At 64.9% G+C, this 9,604-nt stretch carries 12 protein-coding genes; 9 read left to right on the forward strand and 3 right to left on the reverse strand.

The features are described from left to right. The 5 genes from ARGLB_RS10680 to ARGLB_RS10700 all read left to right on the forward strand — a co-directional run. On the forward strand, positions 1–602 hold a 602-nt coding region (locus ARGLB_RS10680), incomplete at its 5' end, for an FAD-dependent monooxygenase (RefSeq protein ID WP_003802122.1). A gap of 10 nt (positions 603–612) precedes the next feature. Further along, positions 613–1,194, forward strand: coding sequence for an orotate phosphoribosyltransferase (pyrE, locus tag ARGLB_RS10685; RefSeq protein WP_003802124.1), 582 nt, complete (start codon positions 613–615; stop codon positions 1,192–1,194). 84 nt (positions 1,195–1,278) lie between these two features. Continuing rightward, positions 1,279–2,037 carry a GAF and ANTAR domain-containing protein gene (locus ARGLB_RS10690; RefSeq protein WP_003802125.1) on the forward strand — a complete coding sequence of 253 codons (759 nt, stop codon included), beginning with the start codon at positions 1,279–1,281 and terminating at the stop codon, positions 2,035–2,037. 92 nt (positions 2,038–2,129) lie between these two features. After that, entirely contained in the window at positions 2,130–2,690 is a 561-nt protein-coding gene (locus ARGLB_RS10695) for a hypothetical protein (protein ID WP_003802128.1), read from the forward strand. A gap of 84 nt (positions 2,691–2,774) precedes the next feature. Further along, positions 2,775–3,824: a thioesterase domain-containing protein gene (locus ARGLB_RS10700; protein WP_003802129.1), complete on the forward strand. Its 1,050-nt coding sequence runs from the start codon at positions 2,775–2,777 to the stop codon at positions 3,822–3,824. Here ARGLB_RS10700 and ARGLB_RS10705 read toward each other — a convergent pair. Then, positions 3,821–4,657, reverse strand: a complete 837-nt coding sequence (locus ARGLB_RS10705; protein WP_003802131.1) for an HAD-IIA family hydrolase — start codon at positions 4,655–4,657, stop codon at positions 3,821–3,823. The genes ARGLB_RS10700 and ARGLB_RS10705 overlap by 4 nt on opposite strands. Positions 4,658–4,709: 52 nt before the next feature. Here ARGLB_RS10705 and ARGLB_RS10710 point away from each other — a divergent pair, with 52 nt between their 5' ends. Further along, positions 4,710–5,381, forward strand: coding sequence for a TrmH family RNA methyltransferase (locus ARGLB_RS10710; protein WP_003802133.1), 672 nt, complete (start codon positions 4,710–4,712; stop codon positions 5,379–5,381). A gap of 141 nt (positions 5,382–5,522) precedes the next feature. Next, the gene (locus tag ARGLB_RS10715) at positions 5,523–7,001 is read left to right on the forward strand and encodes a purine-cytosine permease family protein (RefSeq protein WP_003802135.1); all 1,479 of its coding nucleotides are present in this window, start codon (positions 5,523–5,525) and stop codon (positions 6,999–7,001) included. Positions 7,002–7,087: 86 nt separating this feature from the next. On the opposite strand, the gene ARGLB_RS10720 is transcribed toward ARGLB_RS10715, so the two are convergent. Continuing rightward, complete coding sequence (locus ARGLB_RS10720; protein ID WP_280959904.1) at positions 7,088–7,945, reverse strand: IclR family transcriptional regulator; 858 nt, start codon at positions 7,943–7,945, stop codon at positions 7,088–7,090. A gap of 45 nt (positions 7,946–7,990) precedes the next feature. Next, positions 7,991–8,656, reverse strand: a complete 666-nt coding sequence (locus tag ARGLB_RS10725) for an Lrp/AsnC family transcriptional regulator (protein WP_139023314.1) — start codon at positions 8,654–8,656, stop codon at positions 7,991–7,993. 218 nt (positions 8,657–8,874) lie between these two features. On the opposite strand from ARGLB_RS10725, the gene ARGLB_RS10730 reads away from it, so the two are divergent. Beyond that, on the forward strand, positions 8,875–9,054 hold the full coding sequence (locus tag ARGLB_RS10730) for a hypothetical protein (RefSeq protein ID WP_139023315.1): 180 nt from the start codon (positions 8,875–8,877) through the stop codon (positions 9,052–9,054). A gap of 147 nt (positions 9,055–9,201) precedes the next feature. Beyond that, positions 9,202–9,604: class II fructose-bisphosphate aldolase (locus ARGLB_RS10735; protein ID WP_003802142.1), on the forward strand; the 403-nt coding region annotated here is incomplete at its 3' end.

Raw genomic sequence — 9,604 nt, forward strand, 5'->3', positions numbered from 1 at the left:
ACACCTACTACCAGATGGGCTACTTCGCCCCGAAAGGCGCCGGTGACCGCATCAAGAGCGAGGGCGTGGAACGGTTCCGGGAACGGATCGCCGCGCTGCGCCCGGACCTCGCCGACCGCGTCGATGCCATCGGGTCCCTGGACGACCTCCACTGGCTGGATGTCCGGCTGGACCGCCTGCAGCGCTGGTACATCGACGGGCTGCTGTGCATCGGCGACGCCGCGCATGCGATGTCCCCGGCCGGCGGCGTGGGAATCAACCTGGCCATCCAGGATGCCGTGGCTGCGGCGGCCCGGCTCGCGCCCGCGTTGCTGCGCGGGAAAGTCACGGTGCAGGATCTTGCGGCGGTGCAGCGGAGGCGGCAACTGCCCACGGTCATCATCCAATCCGTCCAGCGCCTCATGCACCGGGGCGTCTTCATCCCGCTGTTTACCGGCAAGAGGTCGGGTCCGCCGGCTGCGTTGATGTACCTGGCCCGGCATGTTCCCGTCCTGATGGGATTGCTGCCGCGGATGATCGCGCACGGACCCCTGCCTGAGCACGCACCCGCCTTCGCCCGGCGGATGGACGCGGGGCCCGGCAAGGTACCCGGCACCGACTAAACTGGAGCCCATGACTGCCACCCCGGACTCGCTTTCCAACACCGCTGCCCGTGCCCGACTTCTGGAACTGATCAAGGAGCTCGCGGTTGTCCGCGGCAAGGTCATTCTGTCCAGCGGAGCCGAGGCCGACTACTACATCGACCTGCGCCGCGTTACCCTTCACCACGAGGCCTCCAAGCTCGTCGGCCAGGTCATGCTGTCCCTGATTGACGACGCCGGCATCGACTTTGAGTGCGCCGGCGGCCTCACGATGGGGGCCGACCCGGTGGGCACCGCCGTCATGCACGCCGCCACAGATGCCGGCCGGGCCATCGACGCTTTCGTTGTCCGCAAGGCGCAGAAGTCCTACGGCATGGGCCGCCAGGTGGAAGGGCCCTCCGTCGAGGGCCGCAAGGTCCTGGTCCTTGAGGACACTTCCACCACCGGCGGTTCGGCCCTGACCGCCGTCGAGGGTGTTCGCAACGCCGGCGGCAACGTCGTGGCTGTCGCCGTCATCGTCGACCGCGACACGGGCGCCAAGGAAAAGATCGAAGCCGAAGCCGGGGTGCCGTACCTGTACGCCTTCAGCAAGGACGAGCTCGGCCTGAGCTGAGCCACCGCCCTTGTGGACGGTACCGTCCGGGTGGCCTAGTATTTCCGTACCCCGGATCAGTCCTTTCCTTTGGAGCACCCCGTCATGCACCCGTCGAAGCAGGCCCTGAGCAGTGTTGAGCAAGTCCAGAACCTCATTCTGGAGAGCGCCGACTTTGAGGACTTCCTCAATGAGTTGGCGCGGTACTCGGCGCACCAGGTGGCGGGCGACGGGGACGACGCCCTCTGCGGAATCACACTGCTGAGGGACCGCAAGGCGGCGACGATCGGCTGGAGCAGCGACTCCGCCCGGGAAGTGGACGAAATCCAGTATTCACTGTCCCAGGGGCCGTGCCTGACCGCGGCGGAGGAAGAACGGGAAGTGCACGTTCCGGATCTCTTCGAAGAGGACCGTTGGGGGCCTGACTACGCCAATGCCGTGGCTTCCCACGGGCTCCGTTCGGTGCTGTCGCTGCCCTTTAGCCTGCAGGGGGAAGCGAAGGCCGCGCTTAATCTGTACTCTGACGTGCCGCACAAGTTTACTGAGGTTTCCGCGGCCCGCGCCCGCGGGTATACCCGGGAGATCTCCCAGGCCCTGCGCCTGGCGGTCAGGTTTTCGCTGCACACGGACAGTGCGACGAATCTCCGCGCGACGTTGGAATCCCGGACCGTCATCGACATCGCCGTCGGCATCGTGATGGCGCAGAACCGGTGCAGCCAGGAGACCGCCGTCCGGATCCTGACCGATGCCTCAAGTCACAGCAACGTCAAACTTCGCGACATCGCGGCGTCGCTGGTGAACTCGGTGGGCGGCGCGGAGGCGCGCACACACTTCGAGGAGCCCGGGAAGGTTCAGGCAGGATAGCGCCGCGGCCCGCTGCTTGTGCGGCCGGCCTGCGGGGGATAGGCTGTCCGAGGTTGAGCCGTCGGCCATAGACACCCCTTTTTGGAGTACCTATGGACAACCAGCTTAATTCCCTCATTAAGATTAACGATGCCAACGGCACGGCGCGGATCGATGTCCGGGGGAGCCTCACCCAGGCGTCCCGGCCCGAACTGATACTCGAAATCCGACGCGTCCGCAGGATGGGCATCTCGTCGCCCATCACTGTGGATCTTTCCCAGGCCGCTTTCGTAGAGTCATCGGCGCTCGCGGGCCTTCGCTTCGACCTCAACACCCTCGACGCCGGCGCATGGCAGGTCTCCTCCCGGCCGGCGCCAGGAGTCCTGCTGGAGGTTTTCTCCAGCCGCGACACCGTGGCCGAAGCCCGCGCGGACTTCACCGCGCTGACCGACCCGGCAGGGCTGACCGAGGCGCAGGTCGCCGCGGGATTCCGCCCCTTATCCACTTATTCCTCGCACGAACTGCTGGCGGCGAGCGACTCGGTCTTCGCACTGCTGGACGATCCCGCCGGGCGTTCCGGACATGAACTGCTGGCCCGATACGAGGCGATCGGTGAGGAAATAGCCCGCCGGGAATCGACCGAGTCCGCGGTGCAGCACGCCACACCCAGCTGACCAGGGGATGAACCTCACAGGATTCGAACCGGCCGATGGAACCGGAACTGTGCCTGCGGTTAGAAGTGTGCCTAGGGTAGTCCAGTGCCATATGAAGGGGCCGCCGGCCAGACGGGCCGGCAGAAGGCGCCGGGCGCAGACGCTGCCCGGTTGCTTCGGCGCGCCGCAGACCTGAAACGGTTCTCCCGCCGGACCTTCCTCTCCGGAGCAGGCGCGTCCACCGTCCTTGCCGCGGACATGCTGTTCACGAAGCGTGTGCAGGAGGAGCGGCAGGTTCACAAGATCCTCGTGGTTGAGGACGACTTCGCGCAGAGCTACTTCCCAAACGCCAGCTGGATCCTGTTCCCCGGATACAAGACGAGCTGGGAAGAGGCCCAATGGATCCTGAACTCACTCCGCGGCAGCCTCCGGCTGCGCGGCCAGCTCGCGGCGGCAGGGTATTCGAACCTGGGACTGGACATCGACCAGCTGGTGATCGCGGTGATCGAGCACGTCCGGGCGCACAACCTCACCACCCTCTACTTCTACGGCCACAGCTTCGGCGGCATGGTGGCGACGCAGGTGGCCGCCCGGCTGCTGGAGCTGCACGGCGTCAAGGTTGAGCTGATCGTTCTCGACTGCAGCCCCTACAGCAAGTTCGATGTCCTGGACCAGAGTTGGTTCGACGGCGTGGTTTTCCTCTACGAAAGCGGCTTCCGGATCCCGTCCGTGCTGCGCGGGGGCTACGAGCTGGGAGAGCGGGTGGTCCACAAGGACGAGCGCACGTGGCGGCAGATTCTCGACCAGACACTGGAACAGCTGTCCCCGATCGCCCCCTCGAGCGTCCTGGTCCAGACGGAATCCGCCTACATCTACCACTTCGATGCCACGCGCTTCGCGGGCCAGATCGGGGACACCCGGATGGCGTACATCGGAAATCCGCGGGACCAGACCGTCAACTACCAGACGGCCCGCGAATCGTGGGCGCGTACGTTCGCCGCCAACATGGTCTCTGCCGACCGGCAGACCACGGGGGCGCTGCCGGCCCACGCCAGCCCGGGCTGGAACCCGTTCGTGTACCGGCCCATCCTCGAGGACCTGGAGAACGAGATCTTCCCCCTGCCCGGAGGCGGCGGGAAGATGACACCGTTCTAGATCTGGTTCTTGAGGTCCGCCACGGAGTTCAGTACCTGGTTGGGGCGGAACGGGTAAGAAGCAATGTCGTCGCGCTGCGTGATGCCGCTGAGCACCAGTACGGTGTGCAGCCCGGCTTCCATGCCCGCGATGATGTCGGTGTCCATGCGGTCGCCGATCATCGCGGTGGTCTCCGAGTGCGCATCAATCTGGTTCATGGCCGAGCGGAACATCATGGGGTTCGGCTTGCCCACAATGTACGGTTCCCGTCCCGTGGCCTTGGTGATCAGTGCGGCGATGGCGCCGGTGGCGGGCATCGGGCCCTCCTTGGACGGGCCGGTGGCGTCCGGGTTCGTGGCGATGAAACGCGCCCCGGCAAGGATCAGCCGGATCGCCATGGTGATCGCTTCGAAGGAGTACGTGCGGGTTTCGCCGAGCACCACGAAGTCGGGGTTCTGGTCGGTGAGGATGAAGCCGGCCTCGTGGAGTGCCGTCGTCAGCCCTGCCTCACCGATGGTGTACGCGCGGTTGCCACTGTCCGGTCCGCCGGCAGATACCTGGTCCTTCAGGAACTGGGCGGTGGCCAGGGCCGACGTCCAGATGTTCTCCTCCGGGATTTCCAGGCCGGAGGCCCGCAGCCGGGCGGCGAGGTCACGAGGCGTGAAGATCGAGTTGTTGGTCAGGACCAGGAACCGCTTTGAGGTGTCCACCCAGCGCTGGATCAGTTCCGCGGCGCCAGGTACGGGCTGGTTCTCATGCACCAAGACCCCGTCCATGTCGGTGAGCCAGCACTCAATTTCCTGGCCACTGCGGTAGACGGCCGCCGATGTCTTTACCTTGTCCGCTTCTGCCATGTCATTCCTTCACCGAGATGTTTGCGTTCGGAGCCCAGTCTAGTGTTGAGGGGTGACGCAAACGCCCGGGACACCCGAACCCCAACCAGACCAAAACGAAACGCCGGAGCCAAAGCCGGAGGTCGGCGTCGGGCCCTGGGAAGGTGAATGGCCGGCCGGCGACCACTGGGATCCTGACCTCCTGGCCGACGGCGACCGGCGCAACGTTGTGGACAAGTACCGGTACTGGAAGCACGAGGCGATCGTCGCGGACCTGGACGCCAAGCGTCACGATTTCCACATCGCCATTGAGAACTGGCAGCACGACCTCAACATCGGCACCGTGGTGCGCACCGCCAATGCGTTCCTCGCCAAGGAGGTCCACATCATCGGACGACGGCGGTGGAACCGTCGTGGGGCGATGGTCACCGACCGCTACCAGCACGTCCGCCACCACCCCACCGTGGAGGACTTCGTGGCCTGGGCTCAGGCGGAGGGGCTGGCCATCATCGGGATCGACATCTTCCCCGACTCCGTGCCGCTGGAGACCTACGAACTGCCGCAGAAGTGCGTGCTGGTCTTCGGCCAGGAAGGCCCGGGGCTGACCCCGGAGGTCCACGAGGCGGCGGAAGCAACACTGTCCATCGAGCAGTTCGGGTCCACCCGCTCCATCAACGCGGGCTCGGCCGCGGCGATCGCCATGCACGCCTGGGTGCGCCGGCACGTGTTCGGCCAGCACGTCTGACCCCCAGAATCACCGTTTTGCCGCATTGTCCGAAACCCCGGACGCAACGTCGCGGCTTTCGGGTGATGCCGCTCACAGCGCGTGCTCAGATTGATTAAAAGGTTGGGGGACCTCGATCCGGTCGTCAAAGTGAGGAACAGCATGCAGGCCACAACAAAAACGGGATCAGGGCCGCGCGTTGAGCGTCGCTCCATCGACTTCGTCCCGGAAGACGAACGTCACGGTTCCCCGGCACAACAGTTCACCCTGTGGTTCGGGGCGAACATGCAGATCACCGCCATCGTCGATGGTGCCCTCGCCGTCCTGTTCGGAGCGGATGCCTTGTGGGCGATCATTGGCCTGCTCATCGGCAACCTTCTGGGCGGGGCTGTCATGGCGCTGCACGCGGCCCAAGGCCCCAAACTTGGGCTTCCGCAGATGATTTCCAGCCGGGCCCAGTTCGGCATTCTGGGTGCCGTTATCCCGCTGGTGCTGGTGGTCATCATGTACCTTGGGTTCGCCGCCACGGGCACCGTCCTGGCTGGCCAGGCCGTGGACCAGATCCTGCACACCGGCACGCCGGCCGTGGGGATGGTCCTCTTCGGGGCGCTGACCATCCTCGTCGCGACGCTGGGCTACAAGTACATTCACATGATGGGCCGCATCGCCACGATCGTCGGAGTGCTCGGCTTCACCTACCTCGGCATCAGGCTGCTCATCAGCCAGGATGTAGGTGCCCTCTTGGGGGCCGGGAACTTCGAATTTCCCACTTTCTTGCTCGCCATCTCCCTCAGCGCCGGCTGGCAGCTGACCTACGGGCCCTATGTGGCCGACTACTCCCGCTACCTCCCCTCCAACACCCCGGCCCGCAAGACGTTCCAAGCGTCCTACTTCGGCACCGTGCTCGGTTCCCAATGGTCCATGACCCTCGGAGCTCTCTTCGCCGCCCTTGCTTTGCCCAAGGGGGAGAGGTTTCTAGACGGCCAGGTGGCCTTCCTTGGACACATGAGCGGCGGAGGCCTCATCGCTGTGGTCATCTACCTGGTCATCGTGATCGGAAAGCTTACGGTCAACACCCTGAACGCCTACGGCGGTTACATGACCATGCTGACCTCGGTGACCGCGTTCACCCGCAAAACGGGTGTAGCCACGTGGACGCGGTTCGCGTACGTTGTCGGCTTCATCGGGCTGTCCGTGCTTATCGCCGTCCTGGCGTCGCCGGACTTCATCGCCAATTTCAAGAACTTCGTGCTGTTGCTGCTCATGGTTTTCATCCCCTGGAGCTCAATCAACCTGGTCGACTACTACCTGATCTCCAAAGAAAAGGTGGATATCCCGGCCCTGTACGACCTGAACGGGCGCTACGGGCGCTGGAACAAGTCCGCCCTGATCACTTACGCTGTGGGCATCATCGTACAGATTCCGTTCCTGGCCCAGGCCCTCTACACCGGGCCCATGACGAAGCTGCTGGGCGGTGCTGACATCTCCTGGCTCGTGGGGCTGGTCGTTACAGCCCTGGTGTACTTCCCGCTGGCCAAGAGGACCTCCAACGCACCGTCCCACATGATTTATCCGGCTGAAACGGGCCAAGAAGCAGTGGAAGCAGTTACGGATTCCGCACCAGCCAGCCCGGCCGGCTAGGCAGCCCTGGCAGGCCCTGATGCACCTGCACTCGACAAACAGTATTGATGCCTGATGAGTGTCCCGGCCACACGTGGCCGGGACACTCATCGGGTTAAGGGAAGCCGGCCACGGATACCCAGCCTGCGCGATATCTCGCGGGCACAACGGTTCACCTCCGGGATCCACTCGCGGGCCACGTCTTCAATCCGCAATGCCCGTTCCTCCGGCGTCTCGGCATCCTTGGCACGGCGCGCACCACCCGGGGGAAACGCCCGGTTGGAGACAGTCAATGTCACGCTAGCCACGGGATAGCGCTCCCGGTCCAGGACGGCAACAGCCACGGACGAGTAACCAACAGTGATTTCATCCTGTTCCCACGCATAGCCCAGGGACCGCGCCCGCGACAGCAAATCCTGCAGGGCCGGCAAGGACTGCGGCCCGTTGTCATTGCGAACGGTGAAGGCCTCCGGACCCGGAAACAAGGCGGCGACCTGGGCAGGATCCATCTGCGCCATCATCGCCCTGCCGCTGGCCGTCAGATGTGCCGGAAGCCGGACACCGGTATCAGTCACCAGAGGCCGCTGGCGCGGAGCGCGTTCCTCGATGACGTAAACGACGTCACGGCCATGCATCACCGCAAGGTGGGCAGTACGGCGGGTGCGCCCCACCAACTGCGCGAGCGGGTGACGGGCGATGCGCTGAAGAGGGGCTTGCCGTGAATAGCCGGTGCCGAGTTCGTGTGCCGTGACACCCAGCGCATATTTTTGTTCCTCCGGAAGATGGACCAGAAACCCGTCATCAACCAAGGCCGCGATCAATTGATACGTCGTTGACCGCGGCACTCCCACGTCACGGGCGATGACCGAGGCGGCCACTGGGCCGGCCTGTTCCGCGACGTACCTAAGAACGGCAAGAACCTGAACGGCGGCAGGGGCTTTGGGGCGCAGCGGTGAGCTACTCACTCTCCCAGAATACGCCCGCTGGTGTCCGGCATACCGGACACCAGGCTACAGACCTTCCGTCCACAGCGGCAGCGGCACCACGCTCCGGCTGCATCCTGATTCGTCCAGGACATGGCCCATCCGCTTGAATGTCCGGACCACGGCCTGCCGGGAGATGACGGTACTTCCCGGAGCCCGATCGGCCAGCTCGCGCTCGTACGCCTGGACTTGCAGGTAGTCACGGACCCACATGGTGACCAGAAGGTTCTGCGCCCCCAGGACCTGGGCGCTGAGGCGGCAGTTGCTGAGTGCCGCAAAGTAGTGGCCGACGTCGTCAACGTAGTGCGCGGGGACGTTCAGGACCAAGGTGACTTCCCGCAGTCCCTGCTGGGCCGCCGTCGACGTATCGCAGCGCAGCGCTATGTAACCCGTGGCGAGGAATCGCTCCACCCGCCGTCGTGCGGTTTGGGGCGAGACGCCGCATGCGGCACCCAGCTCCGCCCAGCTGGCCCGCCCGTCCCGGGCGAGCTCTTCCAGCAGTGCCGCATCCAGCCGGTCCGGAGAGTACGCAGGCTGCCCAGGCAGGGGTTCCGCTGACACCTGCCGGGCGCGTGCAAGTTCCAGGGTCCCGCTGCGCCATTCCGACGCCTGGCGGTACAGCTTCGTGACGAAAACAACCTCGCGATGCGTGACGCCGGGCAGCCCGGGGAAGGAACCGGTGACTATGTCCATCAGTTCGGCGTGGCTGGACGCAAAGCAGTCCACAAAGAGGTCGTGCGAGCCTCACACGCACGGGCAACGACTACGCAGAACTGCGTCAGGACGCATTCCTGTCAGATGCCTACCGGGCAGCGATGACGGCCAGGGGCAGGGACGTCACGTTCAGCGCCGAGCCGGTGGCCTCGACGGACATGGGAAATGTCTCGCAGCTCGTGCCGAGCATTCATCCCATGGTCGGCTACGACGTGAGGGGCGCCGCGCACCACACCGCAGAGTTCGCTGCCTTCGGTGCCTCCGCGGGTGCGGACAAAGCGGTGCTTGACGGATCGTTCGGACTCGCCTCAGCCGCATGTGCAGCTGCCATGGACCCGGAGCAAACTTGGCGGCTGCTCCGCCGGACGGCGGTGTAGTGGGGAAACCTCTAAGCGCAATGTGTTACCCGGCCGGGTGACGCGAACCACGGCCGGTGCAAAGAAATGGCTAGGATGGTTCCTAGCCGACGAGGTTCACTCCAGGGTCAACCCAACCCGCAGACGAAATTCGATTTAGGAGTCAGCATGCCCATTGCAACCCCAGAGATCTATGCCGAGATGATCGACCGTGCCAAGAAGGGCGGCTTCGCGTTCCCGGCCGTGAACGTGACCTCTTCGCAGACGCTGAACGCGGCGTTGCGTGGTTTCGCGGAGGCGGAGTCTGATGGCATTGTGCAGGTTTCCACCGGTGGTGCGGCGTACTGGTCCGGTGCTTCGACGAAGGACATGGTTGCCGGGTCGCTGGGCTTCGCGGCGTTTGCCCGTGAGGTGGCCAAGAACTACAACGTGAACATCGCGTTGCACACGGACCACTGCCCGAAGGACAAGCTGGATGGTTTCGTGCTGCCGTTGCTGGCCGCGTCCGAGGCCGAGGTGAAGGCCGGCCGGAACCCGATCTTCAACTCGCACATGTGGGACGGCTCGGCTG

Origin of the sequence: Arthrobacter globiformis NBRC 12137, assembly GCF_000238915.1 — a bacterium.
In the GTDB taxonomy this organism is placed as follows: Bacteria; Actinomycetota; Actinomycetes; order Actinomycetales; family Micrococcaceae; genus Arthrobacter; species Arthrobacter globiformis.